16 protein-coding genes and 1 pseudogene are annotated in these 17,346 nt (G+C 70.9%); 16 read left to right on the forward strand and 1 reads right to left on the reverse strand.

Annotation, left to right across the window (positions count from 1 at the left end):
- Nucleotides 1–43: 43 nt before the first annotated feature.
- Entirely contained in the window at nucleotides 44–487 is a 444-nt protein-coding gene (locus CcI156_RS20990) for a hypothetical protein (protein ID WP_011435558.1), read from the forward strand.
- 443 nt (nucleotides 488–930) lie between these two features.
- Here CcI156_RS20990 and CcI156_RS20995 read toward each other — a convergent pair whose 3' ends face one another.
- Entirely contained in the window at nucleotides 931–1,827 is an 897-nt protein-coding gene (locus CcI156_RS20995; protein WP_023841846.1) for a TetR/AcrR family transcriptional regulator, read from the reverse strand.
- 128 nt (nucleotides 1,828–1,955) lie between these two features.
- Here CcI156_RS20995 and CcI156_RS21000 point away from each other — a divergent pair, with 128 nt between their 5' ends.
- The 15 genes and pseudogenes from CcI156_RS21000 (at nucleotide 1,956) to CcI156_RS21065 (ending at nucleotide 17,343) form a co-directional block, all read left to right on the forward strand.
- Complete coding sequence (locus CcI156_RS21000) at nucleotides 1,956–2,423, forward strand: nuclear transport factor 2 family protein (protein ID WP_011436505.1); 468 nt, start codon at nucleotides 1,956–1,958, stop codon at nucleotides 2,421–2,423.
- Between the two features lie 105 nt (nucleotides 2,424–2,528).
- Nucleotides 2,529–4,004, forward strand: coding sequence for an MDR family MFS transporter (locus CcI156_RS21005; RefSeq protein WP_076807737.1), 1,476 nt, complete (start codon nucleotides 2,529–2,531; stop codon nucleotides 4,002–4,004).
- A 651-nt stretch (nucleotides 4,005–4,655) separates the two neighbouring features.
- Nucleotides 4,656–4,868 (forward strand): hypothetical protein, encoded by a 213-nt coding sequence (locus CcI156_RS26370; RefSeq protein ID WP_023841848.1) that lies wholly within the window; start codon nucleotides 4,656–4,658, stop codon nucleotides 4,866–4,868.
- 37 nt (nucleotides 4,869–4,905) lie between these two features.
- The gene (locus CcI156_RS27910; protein WP_160323744.1) at nucleotides 4,906–5,286 is read left to right on the forward strand and encodes a DUF5372 family protein; all 381 of its coding nucleotides are present in this window, start codon (nucleotides 4,906–4,908) and stop codon (nucleotides 5,284–5,286) included.
- Nucleotides 5,283–7,772, forward strand: coding sequence for a recombinase family protein (locus CcI156_RS21015; protein WP_076807740.1), 2,490 nt, complete (start codon nucleotides 5,283–5,285; stop codon nucleotides 7,770–7,772). The genes CcI156_RS27910 and CcI156_RS21015 overlap by 4 nt, the downstream gene beginning before the upstream one ends.
- Nucleotides 7,773–7,797: 25 nt before the next feature.
- Nucleotides 7,798–8,097: pseudogene (locus CcI156_RS21020) on the forward strand (integrase core domain-containing protein); the annotation flags it as partial.
- A 382-nt stretch (nucleotides 8,098–8,479) separates the two neighbouring features.
- Nucleotides 8,480–9,556: a beta-ketoacyl-ACP synthase III gene (locus CcI156_RS21025; RefSeq protein ID WP_076807742.1), complete on the forward strand. Its 1,077-nt coding sequence runs from the start codon at nucleotides 8,480–8,482 to the stop codon at nucleotides 9,554–9,556.
- Between the two features lie 12 nt (nucleotides 9,557–9,568).
- Complete coding sequence (locus CcI156_RS21030; protein WP_011436511.1) at nucleotides 9,569–9,808, forward strand: acyl carrier protein; 240 nt, start codon at nucleotides 9,569–9,571, stop codon at nucleotides 9,806–9,808.
- Nucleotides 9,805–11,043: a beta-ketoacyl synthase gene (locus CcI156_RS21035; protein WP_011436512.1), complete on the forward strand. Its 1,239-nt coding sequence runs from the start codon at nucleotides 9,805–9,807 to the stop codon at nucleotides 11,041–11,043. Before CcI156_RS21030 ends, CcI156_RS21035 begins: the two co-directional genes overlap by 4 nt.
- Before the next feature lie 20 nt (nucleotides 11,044–11,063).
- Nucleotides 11,064–12,032: an aldo/keto reductase gene (locus CcI156_RS21040; protein WP_076807745.1), complete on the forward strand. Its 969-nt coding sequence runs from the start codon at nucleotides 11,064–11,066 to the stop codon at nucleotides 12,030–12,032.
- A gap of 6 nt (nucleotides 12,033–12,038) precedes the next feature.
- The gene (locus CcI156_RS21045) at nucleotides 12,039–12,719 is read left to right on the forward strand and encodes an HAD family phosphatase (RefSeq protein ID WP_011436514.1); all 681 of its coding nucleotides are present in this window, start codon (nucleotides 12,039–12,041) and stop codon (nucleotides 12,717–12,719) included.
- A gap of 44 nt (nucleotides 12,720–12,763) precedes the next feature.
- Nucleotides 12,764–13,756 carry a 3-oxoacyl-[acyl-carrier-protein] synthase III C-terminal domain-containing protein gene (locus CcI156_RS21050; protein WP_160323728.1) on the forward strand — a complete coding sequence of 331 codons (993 nt, stop codon included), beginning with the start codon at nucleotides 12,764–12,766 and terminating at the stop codon, nucleotides 13,754–13,756.
- A 91-nt stretch (nucleotides 13,757–13,847) separates the two neighbouring features.
- A complete protein-coding gene (locus tag CcI156_RS21055; protein WP_076807747.1) occupies nucleotides 13,848–15,425 on the forward strand; it encodes an MFS transporter in 1,578 nt (525 codons plus the stop codon).
- On the forward strand, nucleotides 15,422–16,957 hold the full coding sequence (locus CcI156_RS21060) for an FAD-dependent monooxygenase (RefSeq protein WP_076807750.1): 1,536 nt from the start codon (nucleotides 15,422–15,424) through the stop codon (nucleotides 16,955–16,957). The genes CcI156_RS21055 and CcI156_RS21060 overlap by 4 nt, the downstream gene beginning before the upstream one ends.
- A complete protein-coding gene (locus CcI156_RS21065) occupies nucleotides 16,954–17,343 on the forward strand; it encodes a PPOX class F420-dependent oxidoreductase (protein WP_011436532.1) in 390 nt (129 codons plus the stop codon). The genes CcI156_RS21060 and CcI156_RS21065 overlap by 4 nt, the downstream gene beginning before the upstream one ends.
- Nucleotides 17,344–17,346 lie beyond the last annotated feature (3 nt).

Consider the following 17,346-nt stretch of genomic DNA (forward strand, 5'->3'; position numbering starts at 1 on the left):
GACCTGGCGTGACCCGCCGGTCTGACCGGCGGGAGTGTCGGGAATGACGAGCGGAGTGCCGGTGCGGGAGGTGCTGGAACAGATCGAGGCTCGGCGGGCCCGCGCCGGGCGGGCCGTCGAGGAGCTGCGGGAGGAGATCGCCCGGCTCACCGGGCAGCTCGCCGCCGCTGAACGTGCCCTGGAACGGTTGGAGATCACCCGGGAGACGGTGCTGGACCTGGCCGCCGAGAACGACGCCGCACCGGCCGAGCCGCTGCCGCCGGGGTATCGGGAGGTGCTGGCCGTGTTCACCCGGGGCGGGAACGGGCTGCACGCCAAGGACGTGTGCCGGGCGCTGGGTGGCGGCACCGAGCCCCGGCATGTCGAGAGCATGCGGGCCCGGCTGAAACGGCTGGTAGAGCGGGGTGTTCTCACCGAGCCCGATCCCGGCCTGTTCGTCCTGCCCCAGCCCGACCCACCGGCCACCCCAGAGATCAACTCAAGCTGAGGCCCGACGAAAGCGTGCAGAACGCCCACTGAGAGCAGCGTGCGGGCCTGGGAGTAACCCGAGACCAGCCAGACCTCTCGACCGTCGTAGAGGCGGACCCGGTTGAGCGGGCCCTGCTCGGCGAGGCGTAGCACGCCTTCCGGAGGCGCGTATGGGCAGGTCCGCGCCTGTGGGAAGGGCGGCGCCTCGGCAGAGGATGTCGGTGTTTCGGTGTGTGTCATGGGACCTCGCAGACTCGGTCAGCCGACATCACCGGGAGCGCGGGCGGCCCAGTGGGGCGGCGCGTCCGCCCGTGGCTGGGGCTGGTCGGGCCCATGGCACGGCGGCGTGGACGACGAACCGGCAGGACCCGCTGATGTCGTGCGATGCCGCCTCATTCTTCGGCGGCGACGCAAAGCAGCGCCAAAGTCACCGGGCTCGGAACGCGCAGCCAGCCGCCCCCGTCAGGAAGTCTTTTCCTGCGGGCCGGTGGCGTGACGGCTTCGGACCGGGGCGTCGGCGGCGGCCGCGACGCTGACGGGTGCCGTGGCGATGGCGCGCCGGGCACTGGCTCGGTGCCGGTGGGCCTGCTGTCGGCAGGCGGCCCCGCAGTAGCGCGCGGGACGGCCGGTGGCCCGGGCGGAGATCGGCCGACCGCACAGCGCGCAACGCGCGGAGTCCCGGCTCTCCGTTTCGTTACGGTCGGCCGGAGGGTCTGGCTGTTTCGTTACGGCGGGGGGCGGCAGCGGCTCCAGGGTCTCGTCCGGCCGCAGCGCACCGGCGATGAGCGTCACGATGCGCCAGGAGAAGTCCGTCGTCTGGCGTTCCCGCGCGGTGACGGCGGCCCCCACCGCCAGGAGCCGGATCTCGGCGACGGTCATGTCGGTGCGCAGGGCGCCGACGGCCTTGGCCCGGCTGCTCAGGACATCCAACGCGGCGTCGAACGCCGCGGCGGACCGCTGATCGGGCGCGAAGCGTGGGTCGGAGGTGGAGTCGAACGCCTCGCAGAGCGCCTTGTTGATCACCGTCTGTTCCACCATTTGGTAGAAGAAGCGGAAGAAGGCGGCCCGTGGGTCCTCCGCCGTGGCGAGTGCTCTGGCCTGCAGGGTCAGGCGGCGCATCCCGGCGACGATGACGGTGCCGAACAGGTCCTCGCGGGTGGGGAAATGCCGGTAGACGGTTCCGACGCCGACACCGGCCCGCTTCGCGATCTGGTCGAACGACACCGACGTCCCCGCGCTGGCCAGCAGCTCGTCCGCGACCCGCAGCAGCAGCGTCCGGTTGCGTAGCGCGTCGGCCCGACGGGCCGGCGGAGCTCCTCCACCGGCCGCGCGGGCGGCCGCTGACGGTGTCGTTCGCATGCTCGTCCACCACCTCGTCGGTCGCCTTGACATCCGGAGAAACCTCGCTGTATGTTCCCCAAAACGGATAGATCTCTCCGGTTCTTCCTACAGCCTACCTGCTGATTTTCTTCCCAAGGAGGAGTTTCGTGCCCGAGACGACGGAGTACGCGGCTGCCACCACTCATGAGGTGATCGAGCGGCTCGCGAACGCGATGGAGACCGGCCGCAAGGACATCTTCATTGCCCAGTTCGCCGAGGACGCGGTCTACGAGACGCCGTTCGTGCTCGCCGGGCAGCAGTCGCGGTGGGAGGGCTTCGCCGCGGTCAGCGAGCACCTGAACGCGGACAACCCGACGCGCAGCCTGCTCGCGTTCGACAAGGTCTCCGTGGTCATCCACCTGGGCGCCGACGGTGAGGAGGCGACCGCGCAGTTTCTCGTCGACGGCCGGGTGCTCGCGACCAACGAGTCGTTCCACCTGCCGTCGTCCATCGGCATCATCCGCGTTCGTCACGGCAAGATCGTCCACTACACGGATTACACGAACGTGCTGCGTGGCGCCCAGGTCGCGGGTGTGCTCAAGCAGTTCGGCGCCTCGCTCGAGGCGCTCGGCTAGCCGCTGCGCGCGGGAGCAGCAGGACGGCGCGGCCCGGCGGGGCCAGCCCCGCCGGGCCGCGCCGGCGACCGACCGGGCTCGAGCAGACCGAGGAGTGACGTCGCCGTGAGTACCGTGAGTACGCCCGCAGCGGTAGCGGACGAATCCGACCGGCTGGATCCGGCGCTGCGCAGGCTGATCGCCGTGCTGATCATCGGTGCGATGGCGCCGCTGCTGGACACCACGATCGTCAACGTCGCGCTGAACACCATCGTGCACGACCTGCACACCACGGTCTCCGCCGTCCAGTGGGTCAGCACGAGCTACCTGCTCGCCATGGGGATGTCGATCCCGCTGGCGGGATGGGCCGTCGCCCGCTTCGGCGGCAGGCAGACCTGGATGATGTCGCTCGTCCTGTTCCTGGTCGGCTCGGCGCTGGCCGGGGTGGCGTGGAACATCGGCAGCCTGATCGCCTTCCGGGTGGTCCAGGGCACCGCGAGCGGCATGGTGCTGCCGGTGCTGCAGACGCTGCTTCTGCAGGCGGCTGGCGGGCGCCGCACCGGGCGGCTGATGTCCGCGGTGAGCATGCCCGCCGTGATCGCGCCCATACTTGGGCCGGTGCTCGGCGGTCTGATCGTCGGCAACACCACCTGGCGGTGGATCTTCCTGATCAACATTCCCGTCTGCCTGGTCGGTATGTTGCTCGCCTGGCGGGGTCTCGAACCCACCAGCGCGCGGCCCGGTGACCCTCTGGACGCGGTGGGCCTGGCCCTGCTCTCGCCCGGCATCGCGGGCATCCTGCTGGCCCTGTCCCAGTTYAGCAGCCGCCGCGAGTTCGGCCTTCCGGTGATCATCCCGCTCGTTCTCGGGCTGGCGTTGCTCGTCGCGTTCGTCGTGCACGTGCTGCGCGGGCGCGTCGCCAACCCGATCATCGACGTCCGGCTCTTCCAGGTGCGTGCCTTCAGCGCCGCCTGCGCCCTGCTGTTCCTGTCGGGCCTGTCGCTGTTCGGTGGAACGCTGCTGGTTCCCCTCTTCCTCCAGCAGGCCCGCGGCTACTCCGCGCTGTCGGCGGGCCTGCTCCTAGTGGCTCAGGGGGTGGGGGCGATGYTCGCCCGGAGCACGGTGGGCAAACTGGCCGACCGCACGGGCTCGAGACCTCTTGTGCTGGTCGGCATCGTCCTGATCGCGCTGCCGATCATCGGCTTCACTCAGGTCGGCAGCCACACCCAGGTGCTGTTCATGGCCGCCTTCCTGCTGGTCTTCGGCTGCGGTATCAGCACGGTGAGCATCGCGGTGATGACCTCGGCCTTCCAGGGGCTGGACCGCGCGCAGGTCCCRCACGCGAGCGGGGCCACCCGAATCGTGCTCCAGGTCGGCGGCTCGTTCGGCGCGTCGATCGTCTCGCTCATCMTCGCCCGACAGATCGCCACGCACGGCGGGGGAGGCCAGACCGGCCTGATCACCGCGTTCAGTCACACGTTCTGGTGGGCGGCCGGGTTCGCCCTGATAGCGCTGATCCCCGCGGYGTTCCTCCCTGGGCGCGGGCATCAGCTCGCGCCGGCCGTCCCGAAACAGCCGCGGGGGGAGGATGCGCGCCACTGACCCGGTGCTCTTCCTCGGCAGCGACCAGCCCCGGGTGGACGATCTCTCGTCCGCCCAGGGCTGTCGTCGTGGTGCGCCCGGCATGGGCAGTCGTTTGGAGGTGGAAGTCCTCTGGGGGATGCGGCGGTGCCAACCCTGAGCTGGAGGCAACGGCGTCATCGTGAGGTGGGGGCGGGAGGAAGCCCGAGGCGAGACCCCTGCACCGAGGGACACGAACCGCGTAGGAGGCGTTTCGGTCGGGTGAGCCAGCACGCGATGGTGAAGCCCGTCACCGCCAAGAAGGCCGGGGCGTAAACGCGGGCGTAGGGGGACAGCGGCTGTTCTTATCCGGGGAGGTCTGCCCGCACCGTGATCCGTGCGTCCGCGCGTAGCACACATGGGGCCTGCGTGGACTGTGGCAGAAGTCAGCAGTGGCCGTAGTACCAGCCGGGATCTTGTGGGTGGCTGGGAAGGGCCGAACGTTGGGATGAGCGGACGAGGGAGTGTTGCTCGCGCCAGTCGCGGGGATCGCCGCCCCCCGATCCAGGGGCCGTTGTGGGAGGAGACGGTGCATCCGTCGGAGACCACGGTGGGCGTAGCTACGGGTCGGCGCGCATTGGCGAGTCCGTTTCCGGGCCGGCAGGTGGCCTGTGGTCACGGGAGAACCTGTCGGTGGCGTTGCGGCGTGTCGAGGCCAATCGTGGCGCGCCGGGGGTGGACGGGATGACCACGGCCGAGTTGCGGCCGTGGCTGGTTGTTCACTGGCCGGTGGTGCGGGAGGCGTTGGACGCGGGGAGTTACCGACCTGCGCCGGTCCGCCAGGTGATGATCCCGAAGCCTGGGGGCGGTCAGCGGATGCTGGGAGTTCCGACGGTCAGGGCATAGTGCTGAATTGCCCAGGCCGTCTTTGGGTTTTCTAACGGTGACCCATCCGTTTCACGCGTTTGCTGGCCGGCGTCTGGAGATTTTGTATGTCAAGCGCCGGGGTGGTGGGCTGGTGTTTGTCTGCGTGCGTGATGTGAGCCGGACGGTGACGTTGCCGCAGGCGTGGACGGATCGTGGGGAGGCCCCGATGACCCTACGGCTGTCGGTGGAGCAGCTGGGTGCTGCACGGGCGCTGGCCGATGCCCTGCTGCGCCGGGGTGAGCGCGTCGGGGCGGGGCAGGGGGAGGACAGCGGGGAGGTGGCGTGCGAGGCCCCGGCGGGGCCGGGATCGAGGGGCCATGGCGGGGCTGGGGGTGTGGCGCGAGCAGGTGATGGTGCTGGCGAACATGGTCGAGGCGGTGCTGGAGGGTCGCTGTGAACGGGCTGTCGAAGATCACCGCGTCGCATCGGTCCCGGGTGGCGGTGGTCTACCTGCGGCAGTCGACGCTGGTGCAGGTGCGGGACAACACCGCCTCCACGGTGCGGCAGTACGGCCTGGTGGACACGGCCGTGGAGCTGGGCTGGGACCGCGAGAACGTGCGGGTGATCGACGCGGACCTGGGGGTGTCGGGGACGTTCGGTGCCGACCGCGAGGGCTTCCGCGACCTGGTGGCCCAGGTGTGTCTGGGCGAGGTCGGGGCGATCTTCGGGTTGGAGGTGTCCCGGCTGGCCCGCTCGTCGGCGGACTTCGCCCGCCTGCTGGAGTTGGCCCGTCTGACGGATGCGCTGCTGGTGGACGCCGACGGTGTCTACGATCTCGCGGACATCAACGACCGCCTCCTGCTCGGGCTGAAGGGCAGTATGTCCGAGTGTGAGCTGCACCTGCTGACGGGCCGGCTGCAGGGCGCGAAACGGGCCGCGGCCGAACGCGGCGAGCTGCGTTTCCCGCTGCCGGTCGGCTACGTCTACGACGACGAGGGTGTCTGCGTGATCGACCCGGATCAGGAGGTGCAGGGGGCCATCCGGGACGTCTTCGCCGCGTTCGCCGCGGGCGGCTCGGCGTTCCAGGTGGTGGCCGCGTTCGTTCGGCGGCGGTTCCCGCTGCGGGCCTATGGGGGGATCTGGGCCGGGCAGTTGCGATGGGGCCGGCTGACGCACTCCCGGGCGCTGGGGGTGCTGTCCAACCCGTGCTATGCGGGCACCTACGTCTACGGCCGGTACGCCACCTGCCGGACGGTGCGCCCGGACGGCACCGTGCACACCGGGRTGCGGCTGCGCCCGCGCGAGCAGTGGCCCGTGGTGCGCCACGGCCACCACGAGAGCTACATCAGCTGGGAGGAGTATGTGGCCATCGAGGCGAGGCTTTCGGCCAACTGCACCCACCAGGGGGCCCGCCCGGCGCGGGAGGGCCTGGCCCTGTGCCAGGGGATCATGTTCTGCGGGTCGTGCGGGCGGCCGATGACCACCCGCTACTACCCACAGGGGCGGGYGGCCTACGGCTGCTCGTCGTCGCGCGCCGACCACGAGGCCACGCCCACCTGCCGGTCGATCCGCGCCGACGTCGTCGACGACGCGGTGGCCGGCCTGCTACTGGCCACGGTGTCGCCGGGGCAGATCGAACAAGCCCTGGCCGCCGCGGACGAGGTCACCTCCCGGCACACCCGCGCCCACCGCGCGGCCGAGCTGGCCGTGGAACGCGCCCGCTACGACGCCGACCGCGCCGAGCGGGCGTTGGGCGCGGTGGAGCCGGAGAACCGGCTGGTCGCCCGCACCCTGGAGACCCGCTGGGAAGCCAGACTGTCCGCCTTGGCCGAAGCCGAGGCCGCCCTGGCCGCTGTCCGGGAGCGCAGGCCGGCGCTGCCGGACCGGGACGGCCTGCGCGCACTGGCCGCGGACCTGCCCGGACTCTGGCACAACCCGCACACCCGGGACCGGGACCGCAAGCGGCTGCTGCGCACCCTCATCTCGGACGTCACCCTGCTGCCCGAGACCGACCGGGCCCGCGCCCGGCTTGGGGTGCGCTGGCACACCGGCGCCACCGACGAACTCGCCCTGCGCAGACCGGCCACCTCGCCACAGGTGCGCAGGACCCCGGCCCCGGCCCGCCAGCTGATCGCCCGGCTCGGCCCGGACCATTCCGACGCCGAGATCGTCACCGCACTCGCCGACGCCGGGCTGACCACCGCAACCGGCCGTCCCTACGACGAAGCGGCCGTCGCCTGGGTCCGCCACGCCTTCCACATCCCCGGCCGGTGTCCGTTCCGGGACGGGGAGATCTCCGTCGACCAGGTCGCGGCGACCCTCGGGATCACCGCCAACGCCGTCTACTACTGGCTCACCCACGACCGGCTGGCCGGCCGCAAGGATCTCTCCGGACGCTGGTGCATCCCCTGGAACGCCCAGGTCGAGGCCGCCTGTCGCCGCCAGATCGACGCCTCCGGCCACCTCATCCCCCGCACCCCCGGCCCCCGTGAGGTCCTGCCCGGCGACGTCACCGTCCACGAGGCCGCCACCCGGCTCGGCGTGCCCGACGACGTCGTCTACTACCGCATCCGTATCGGCCAGCTGACCGCGCGGCGCACCCCGAGCGGGTGCCTGAGCCTCCCGTGGAACCCGCAGGCCGAGGCCGCCTGCCGCACGCGGATCGCACATCCCGGATCCGGCCCGACCGGCCCGGGCAGCCGGCCCCTCCCGCACGCCGCCACCGCACACGGAGACATCAGCGTCCAGCAGGCCGCCACCAGGCTCGGTATCCCCACCGCGCAGGTCTACTACTGGATCCGCCGCGGCTACCTGACCGCCTACCGCCTCAACGCTGGCCGGGTCGMCATCCCCTGGAACGACCAGGTGGAAACCGCCTGCCTCCACCGCGCCGCCCGCACCGTGAAAGTCAACTCCACAACCCAAACGATCACAGCGAGATGAACAGTATGAAGGCACCACGTTCACCGACGCCGGCATCACCACCGTCAAGATCCCACCCCGAACCCTGCGGGCGAACGCCTACGCGGAACGGTTCATCCGCACGGTCCGGACCGAGGTCACCGACCGGATGCTGATCTTCGGTGAGCGRCACCTTCGCGTTGCCCTGGCCGAGTACGCACGGAACTACAACAGACGACGACCCCATCGTGGCCGCGACCTTCAACCACCACAGCCCGATCACCCCGTCGCGGACCTGACCCAGGAACGGATCAAGCGCCGGCCCGTCCTCGGCGGCTTGATCAACGAATATGAACGAGCCGCCTAAAACCCCCGGTCAACGCGGGTGCCCGAGTTTTGACACCCCGACGTGGTCCTGAACCATCCGCGAGAATTGCTTCTTTACACGCGGGCTGACCGTAGCACTCCGCTGCGGGAGTCGAGGCGAAATTCTGCATAATACCCCGCATTGATGGCCGCAAGGAGTCCGTCAGTGGGATGAAAGATCGCGCGGCTAACGTCGTCGCTGTCCACAGTGCCTGGTCGGGCGTGCCGCATCCGGCGCCGCGAGGCCATGCGCGACGACTACATCCTCTCCGCTGGAAGGGGAAATCGGCAATGACGGTAATGACCACACGGACCGGTGTCGAACAGGATTTCGGCCGACTTTCGACGCGAGAAGGTGCCGGTACGACACGCGGGATCCTACCTTGACGGCCCGCGCCGCGGTGCTGTCCGGGCTGGGCGGTTGGGTGCCGCCCCGGCTGGTGACCAACGACCAGCTCGCCGAGGAACTGGACACGACCGATGAATGGATCAGGACGCGAACCGGAATCCGCCAGCGGTTCGTCGTCGACGCGGGCATGGCAACGTCGGGTATCGCGATCGAGGCGGGGCGGCGCGCGCTGAGGTCCGCCGACCGGTCGAGGGTGGACCTGGTGGTGCTGGCGACCAGCACGCCGGATCACCCCTGTCCGGCGACGGCTCCCGAAGTCGCCAGCAGGCTCGGGCTCGGGGAGGCACCGGCCTTCGACATCGCGGCGGTGTGCAGTGGTTTCGTCTACGCGCTGGCCACGTCCGCGACGATGATCGCAAGCGGATCGGTCGACACCGCGTTGGTCATCGGGGCCGACTCGTTCTCCACCATCCTCAACCCGCGGGACCGCACCACCAGGGCGATCTTCGGTGACGGTGCCGGCGCCGTCGTCCTGCGGGCCGGCGAGGCCGGTGAGCGGGGTGCGATCCTCGGATTCGACCTCGGGAGCGACGGTTCCCAGGCCGACCTCATCACGGTGCCGGCCGGTGGCTCCGAGCAGCGCTCGATGGGGCTGCTCGCGCCGGAGGACGACTACTTCTTCGACATGCAGGGGCGCTCCGTCTTCCGCAACGCCGTGATCCGGATGAGCGAGTCCGCGGGGAAGGTGGCCGAGCGCGTCGGCTGGTCGGTCGGCGAGATCGACCGTGTCATCGCGCATCAGGCGAACGTCCGCATCCTGCACGCCGTCGCACTCGAGCTCGGGATTCCCGTGGAACGGCTGGTGGTGAACCTCGACCGGGTCGCGAACACGGTTGCGGCGTCCATCCCACTCGCCCTGGTCGACGGCGTCGTCTCCGGTCACCTGCAACCGGATGACCAGGTCATGCTCTGCGGATTCGGTGGCGGCCTCACCTGGGGAGCCGCGGGGCTGACGCTCCCGTCCCTGTCCGTCGAGCCGCTGCCCGGGCTCCCGCTCCCGACTYGTCCGCCCCTTCCCGCCGCGCTGCCCGTACCGGCTGCGGCCCGCTGATCGGAGAACATCATGAACGCGCTGGAAGGAACGCTCACCGACCTGCTCGTGTCCCGGCTCGGTGTCGTCGCCGAGGGCGTCACGCCCGACAGCACCTACGAGCAGCTGATGCTCGACTCTCTCGGTCTGATCGAGTTCCTCCTGATCATCAGGAAGGAGCTCGGGGTGTCGCTCGACGACGACGCCCTGCAGACCGGCACCACCCTGGCCGAGACCGCCAGGCTGGTCGAGGCGAAGGGGAGCCGGGTGTGACCGGTTCCTCGCCGGCCCGGTTCGACGCCGCGATCACCGGTCTGGGCCTGGTCAGCGCCGCYGGCATCGGGACGGACGCCACCTGGGAGCGGGTGTGTTCCGGGGTGTCCACGGCGGCGCGGGACCCGGCCCTGGCCGGTCTCCCGGTCGACTTCTCCTGCCGGGTGCCGGACTTCGACGGGACGAAGCTGCTGGGCCGAGCCATGGCCTGGCGGCTCGACCGGTTCGTCCAGCTTGCGATCGTGGCCGCTCGCCAGGCGATCGCCGATGCCCGGCTGGACCCGGGGACGTGGGACGGCGCGCGCGTCGGCGTGGTGATCGGCAACTCGCTTGGCGGCACCGACACCTGGGAACGGCAGCACCGCTCTCTCGTCGAAGGCGCGCCGGAGGACGTCTCGCCGTTGATGATCCCTATGGGGATGGCGAACATGGTCGCGGGCTGCGTGGCGATCGACTGCCAGGCGCTCGGCCCAAGTCTGGTCACGGCGACGGCCTGTGCGTCCGGCTCCACCGCCGTAGGTCTCGCCMGGGACCTGCTGCGGTCCGACACCTGCGACGTCGTGATAGCCGGCGGTGCCGAGTCGGCCCTGTCCGCGGGTGCGATCACCGGCCTGCAGCGGATGGGCGCGCTGTCGGCCCGGCGTGACGACCCGGCCGCCGCGTCGCGCCCGTTCGACGTGGCCCGGGACGGGTTCGTCGCCGGTGAGGGCGCTGGGATCCTCGTTCTTGAGCGGCCCGCCGACGCCCGCGCCCGCGGGGCCGACGTCCACGCCCTGGTCAGCGGATTTGGAGCCTCGTCGGACGCGTACCACGCGACTGCGCCTGATCCGGCCGGGGCGGGCATCGAGCGGGCGGTGCGGGCGGCTCTGCGAGACGCGGGGATCGCCGGCGACGACGTCGACCATGTCAACGCGCACGGCACGTCGACGCCGCTCAACGACGTCACCGAGGCCAGGGCGCTGCGCCGGACCCTCGGCGAGCGTCCCCTGGTGACGTCGACCAAGGGGGTGACTGGCCACGCCCTGGCCGCAGCCGGCTCCATCGAGGCCGGTCTCACCGCGTTGGCGCTGCGCCACGGCGCCGTCCCGCCGACGGCGAATCTCACCGACCTGGATCCCGCGGTCGACCTGACGGTCGTCGCCGGCACGGCGACGACCGCGTCCCTCGATGTGGCGCTGAGCACCTCGCTGGGATTCGGCGGTCACAACGCGGCGCTGGTGCTCCTCGCCGCCTGAGTCCGAAAGGAGAACGTGGGATGCAGGTACGGAAACTCGGCGCAACCGGGGTCGAGGTCGGCGGGATCGGCCTGGGCTGCATGGGGATGAGCTGGCTCTACAAGGAGTCCGAACTCGACGACAACCGTTCGGTCGAGGTGATCCGGGAAGCCGTCGACCTCGGCGTGACCCTGCTCGATACCGCGGACATCTATGGTGCCGGCCACAACGAGGAGCTGCTCGGCCGGGCCGCCGTCGGTCGGCGCGAGGACGTGGTCGTCGCCACGAAGTTCGGCATCGTGATCGAGGACCTGGCTGCCCGGAGGTCACATCTCGACGGGTCGCCMGCCTATCTGCGCACGGCGATCGAGGCGAGCCTGCGCCGGCTTGGCACCGAAGTCATCGACCTGTATTACCTGCACCGCGTCGACTCGGCCGTCCCGCTCGCGGACACCTGGGGGGCGATGGCMGAGCTGGTCGCCGAGGGCAAAGTGCGTTTCCTCGGCCTTTCCGAGGTCAGCGTGGCGCAGGCCGTCGAGGCRCACGCGATCCACCCGGTCACCGCGATCCAGTCGGAGCTGTCCCTGTGGACGCGGGACCCGCTCGGGCCGGACAAGGCGAGCGACGTCGTCCGATGGTGCGCCGACAACGAGGTGAGCTTCGTGCCGTTCGCCCCGCTGGGCCGCGGCTTCCTCACCGGTACCCTGCACGTCGACCGTTTCGAGGACTCCGATTTCCGGGCGACCAACCCGCGGTTCCGCGGACCCGCGATCGTGACGAACCAGCGCATCGTTGATGTCGTCCGCRAGGTGGCGGAGCGTCACTCCGCGACGCCGGCGCAGGTGGCCATCGCCTGGACGCTGGCCCACGGCAGTCAGGTCGTCCCCATTCCCGGCACAAAGAACCCTCGCTACCTGCGGGAGAACGTGGCGGCGACGGACCTGGTCCTGAGCGGCGAAGACCTGGCGGATCTCGACGCGGTGCCGGCGGCCGTCGGCACCAGGTACTGAGTCGCCATGGGCATCGATCCCGCCCGGATCGCGTTCTTCGACGTCGACGAAACACTCATCACCGTCAAGGGGATGCTCAGTTTTCTGGAGTTCCACCTCGGCGCGCCGGACCGGTACCGGCAGATCGCGGACCGGTTGCACCGGCTCGCGGCCGACGGGGTGCCACGCGGGGAGACCAACCGGCTCTATTACGAGGTCTTCGCTGGCCAGCGGGAGACCGAGGTGGCCGCAAGCGGCCGGCGGTGGTTCCAACAGGAGATGGTGGGGGGCTCGCTCTTCCACGGCGAGCTGGTGCGGGTGCTGCGCCGACTCCAGGCCGCCGGGACGATCATCGTCCTGGTGTCGGGATCGTTCTCGGCCTGCCTGGACCCGATCGCGGAACACCTCGGGGCGGATCAGGTGCTCGGTACGGTCCCCGAAGTCCGTGCCGGCCGGTACACCGGCCGGGTGGTCCGCACCGTCATCGGTGAGGGCAAGGCCACCGCGGCCCGGGCGTTGCTCGCCGAGTTCGGCGTCGACGGGCGGCTCTGCGTCGCCTACGGCGATCACTCCTCGGACCTGCCGATGCTCGCGGCCGTGGGCCACGCCGGCGTGGTCGGACAGGACCCGGTTCTYCTCGCCCATGCGGCCGAGCGCGGCTGGGACCTTCTTCCCGGCATTCCGACACGAGGCAATGGGAAGGCATGATGTACCTCAGATCGGGGTTCGGTCTCCGAGCGGTCCGAGCGTGGTTGCCCGACGCGACCGTGTCCGCCCGAGACGCGATCGGCCAGGGCCACATCAGCGAACAGGACCTGGCGAACACCGCCGTCATCCGGGTACCGGTCGCGCGGGATGTCGCGGCGCCGGAAATGGCGGTCCGGGCCGCGCGGGCGGCGCTGTACGCCGCCGGCTGGGACGGAAGCCGCCTCGGTTTCAGCGCGCACGCCTGGATCCATCACCAGGGGCACGACTTCTGGTCGCCCGCGCACTACATCGCCGATCAGCTCGGTGCCCGCCGCAGCGTCCCGCTGGGCATCCAGGTCATGTGCAACGGCGGAGGGGTCGCCCTGGAGGCGGCCTGCGCCCGCCTGCTCGCCGACAGCACGACCGGCGCCGCGCTGGTGACGACGGCCGACTGTTTCCGCGACGAGGGATTCGACCGCTGGAGCGGTGACTACGGAGTCTTCTACGGTGACGGCGCGACGGCCATGCTCCTGCACGAGCGGGACGACGCGGTGGACGAGCTGACGCTGCTCGGTCTGGCCAGCGGGGCGGTCTCCGCCGCTGAGGGGCTGCACCGCGGTCGCGACCCCTTCACCCCGGCGAGCCGGTGGCTCAGCGAGCGAGTGGACGTGAGGCGGACGAAGAAGGCCTTCATGGAGGACGTCGGCACCGCCGGCTTTTTCCGGGACGTGCACGCGACGCTCCGTCGCATCATCGCGGACTGCCTCGCCGACAGCGGCCTCACCTCCGACGATCCGCGGCTGCGCCTCATCGCCCTGCCCCGGGTCGGTCTCAAGGTGCGGCAGGAGACCTATCACCCGGCCGTTGAGAACGCCACCACCGCCAAGATCGTGGACCTCGGCGCGGAGACCGGGCATCTGGGCGCGGGCGACATGGGGGCGAACCTCGCCGCGATCGTCGAACAGGACCTGCTCGCCCCGGGCGAGTTCGCCCTGGTGATCGGCGCCGGCGGTGGCTTCAGCTTCTCCTGCGCGGCCGTCGGCCGACCGGCGGCCTGACCCGGYCGCGCGTCCTTCTCCGCGCCACCCGTCCCCTCCGTTCTTTTCGCCCTACTCGGCCCCACCAGTTCTGGGAACAAGGACCTCTGCCATGAATGCGCCTTCCGTGGGCGGCCGCGGCCGCCCGGTGATTGTTCTGATCGCGGTCTGCCTGGCCGTGCTGACCCTGCCGGCCTCCCTGACCGGCACGTCCGTCGCCCTGCCGCGGATCGGTGTCGACCTGCACGCCGGGTACGCTCCGTTGCAGTGGGTGGTCAACTCCTACAACCTGGCCTTCGCGTGTTCCATGCTGGCATGCGGTTCGGCCGCCGACATCCTGGGTCGCAAGCGGCTGTTCGTCGCCGGCCTCACCCTGTTCAGCCTGTCGAGCGCGGTGAGTGTGCTGACGTCCGACATCATCGTGCTGGATGCGGCCCGGGCGCTGGCCGGGGTCGGCGCGGCCGCAGTCATGACGGCCGGGTCGGCAATCCTCGCCACCACGTTCGAGGGCGCGGCGCAGGCCAGGGCGTTCGCCATCCTCGGTTCGGCGGCCGGCGCCGGGCTGGCTCTCGGTCCGTCGACCGCCGGGCTGCTGGTGGACGCCTTCGGCTGGCGAGGCGTGTTCGCCTCGCACCTGGTGGTCATGGTCCTGGTGGCCGTCGCGGTGCCGATGGTGCGGGAGTCGCGCAATCCCGCCGCGATCCGGTTCGACTGGCCGGGCATCGCCTCCTTCACGCTGAGCCTGCTGCTGCTGATGCTCGGTGTCGTACAGGGGCCGCAGTGGGGCTGGAGCAGCGCCGGCACGGTGCTGCTCCTCGTTGCGGCGGCGGTGCTCATGGCGCTGTTCGTCGTCGCCGAACTGCGCCAGGCGCGACCGATGTTCGACCTCGGTCTGTTCGGCCAGCCGCGCTTCCTGGCCGCCTCGCTGGTGCCGCTGTCCCTGTCCTTCGGGTTCGTCTGCCTGGTGGTGCTCCTGCCCGCCTACCTGACCGGTGCCCGCGGGATGTCCGTCGGCCGCGCCGGTGACACGATGATGCTGCTTACCCTGCCTGTGCTGGTGGTGCCGCTGGTTGTCAGCAACCTGGTCCGGCGCGKGCTGTCCACCCGGCTGGTGCTCAGCCTGAGCATGCTGGTGGCCGCCGGYGGTGCAGCCTGGCTCACGGTCATCGACCAGGACATCGCGGTCGTCAGCCTCATCGGGCCGCTGTTCCTGATCGGTACGGGCATGGGCATGACGGCCGGTCTGGTCGACGGTGTCGCGATCACCTCGGTGCGGCCCGAACAGGCGGGTACCGCCGCCGGCATGTTCAACACCGTGCGGCTGGCCAGCGAGGCGGTGGCGATCGCGGCGATGGGGGCCCTGGTGCTCGATGTGACCCGGGGGAGAATCTCCGCGGGCCTGCCGGCGACGGCGGTCCCGCCGGGCGGTGCCGATGCCGCCACGATCGCGAACAAGGCGGTCAGCGGGAACCTCACCGGCGCGGCGGACGGCCTCACCGGTACCGCCCGCGCCGATTTCCTCGACCTGCTCACGCGCAGCTACACCCACGGCATCCACGTTCTGCTGTGGTTGCTGGTCGGCATCGGAGCCGCCACCGGGGTCGTGCTTCATCTGCTGCTGCGGCCGCGGGAGGTTGGCGTCACCACCACCGAGCAGGCGGAGCCCGTCACCGTGGCGGTGGACGCATGACGCCGTCGGCACCGCGGCTGCCGGTGCTGGTCGCCGGCGCCGGACCAGCCGGTCTCATGGCCACGATCGAGCTGACCCGGCGCGGGGTGCCGGTGCGCTGCATCGACCGGGCCGGCGGGCCGAGCACCCTGTCCAAGGCACTCGGGGTGTGGCCACGCACCCGTGAACTGATCCGTCGGATCGGGGGCGATGAGGCGCTGGCATCGAGATCCCTGCCGCAGACGCAGATGCGCTACTACTCCTCGGGGAAGGTCATCGCCAACCTGCGCTACCGGACGGCCACCCGGCCGCTGATCTGCCCGCAGCCCGGCGTCGAGGAGGTACTGCGGGAGGTCCTGACCGGCCTCGGCGGCTCGCCGGAATGGCGCACCGAACTGCTCGACCTCGACCAGTGCGACGACCGGGTGCGGGTGCGGGTGCGGTATCCGGACGGCGCGGAGCGGATCGAGGAGTTCGCCTACCTGGTCGGCGCCGATGGCGCGAGCAGCACGGTCCGGGCCCAGCTCGGCATCGGCTTCGACGGCGACACCTATGAGCTGCGCTTCGTGGTGGCCGACGCGCTGGCGGACACCGCACTCGATCCGACGATGACCCACTACTTCTGCTCCACGCGCGGCATCCTGGTCGCCTGCGGGCTGCCCTCCGGCCGGTGGCGGGTCTTCACCTCCGCGCCACCGGACTTCACCCAGCAGGGAGCCGACCTCGACGCCGTCCAGCGGCTGGTCGACGAGCGGGGCCCGGGCGGGATCGTCCTGCGTGACCCGGACTGGCTCAGCGTGTTCTCGGTGCACGCCAGGCAGGCCGAGCGGACCAGGGTCGGGCACGTGTTCCTGGTGGGGGACGCGGCGCACATCCACAGCCCGGCCGGCGGGCAGGGCTTGAACACAGGCGTCACCGACGCGCACAACCTGGCCTGGAAGATGGCGTTCGTCTGGCACGGCCGGGCGGATCCGGATCTGCTGGACACCTACGCGGCGGAGCGTGGGCAGGTAGCCCGGGCGGTCGTCCGCCAGGCCGACGTGCAGACGCGGATCTGGCTGCTGCGCCGCGGCTACCAGGTGGCGCTTCGGGACACGCTGCTGCGGGCCGCCTCAGCCCTACGACTGTTCGACATCTCCTACGTTCCCTGGCTGGCCGGCCTGCGCACCAGGTACCGGGTGGCGGCGTCGGAGGGCCGCGCGGTGGYCGGATTCCAGCCGGGCGCACTGATCCCGCTGCCGCTGCGGTCCGAGCTCGACGACCTGCGCTACACCCTGCTGATCTCGCGGCCCKAGCGGCACGGTTCCGGCGGCGCCTCGTTCGACGCACTGGCGGACCTGTGCCGCGACCACTTCGCGGACCGGGTGGACGTGCGGGTGCTCGACGGAAACGGCCGGGCGCGGGGCGCTGTCGCCGCCCTGGTGCGCCCGGACGGGCATGTCGACACGGCCTCCCGTGACGCCGCACCGGTGCGGACCCGACTGACCGCACTGTTCACCGCACCGCCGACGAGGCAGCCTGACGGCCTCGGCGACCTGAGGAGAAAAACGTGACCATCATTCCGGACAGCCACCGCGACCTGTTGGAGCGGCCGCTCTTCGCCCATCTGGCGACCATCCGGCCCGACGGGCAGCCGCAGGTGAATCCCATGTGGTTTTCCTGGGACGGCGAGTTCCTCTGTTTCACGAACACGACCGTCCGGTACAAGTACCGAAACGTGACGGCCAATCCACACGTGGCGGTCTCCATCAACGACCCGGACCAGCCATACCGGTACCTCGAAATCCGCGGGGTGGTGGAACGCATCGACCCGGATTCGGCCGGAACGTTCTTCATGACGCTGGCCGACCGCTATGCGATGGCGCTGGACGGTCCGCCACCGGACGCCCAGTACCGGGTCGTCTACGTCGTTCGGCCCACGGGCAGCAGCAGCCAGTGACGC

Source organism: Frankia sp. CcI156 (assembly GCF_001983015.1).
GTDB lineage: Bacteria > Actinomycetota > Actinomycetes > Frankiales > Frankiaceae > Frankia > Frankia casuarinae.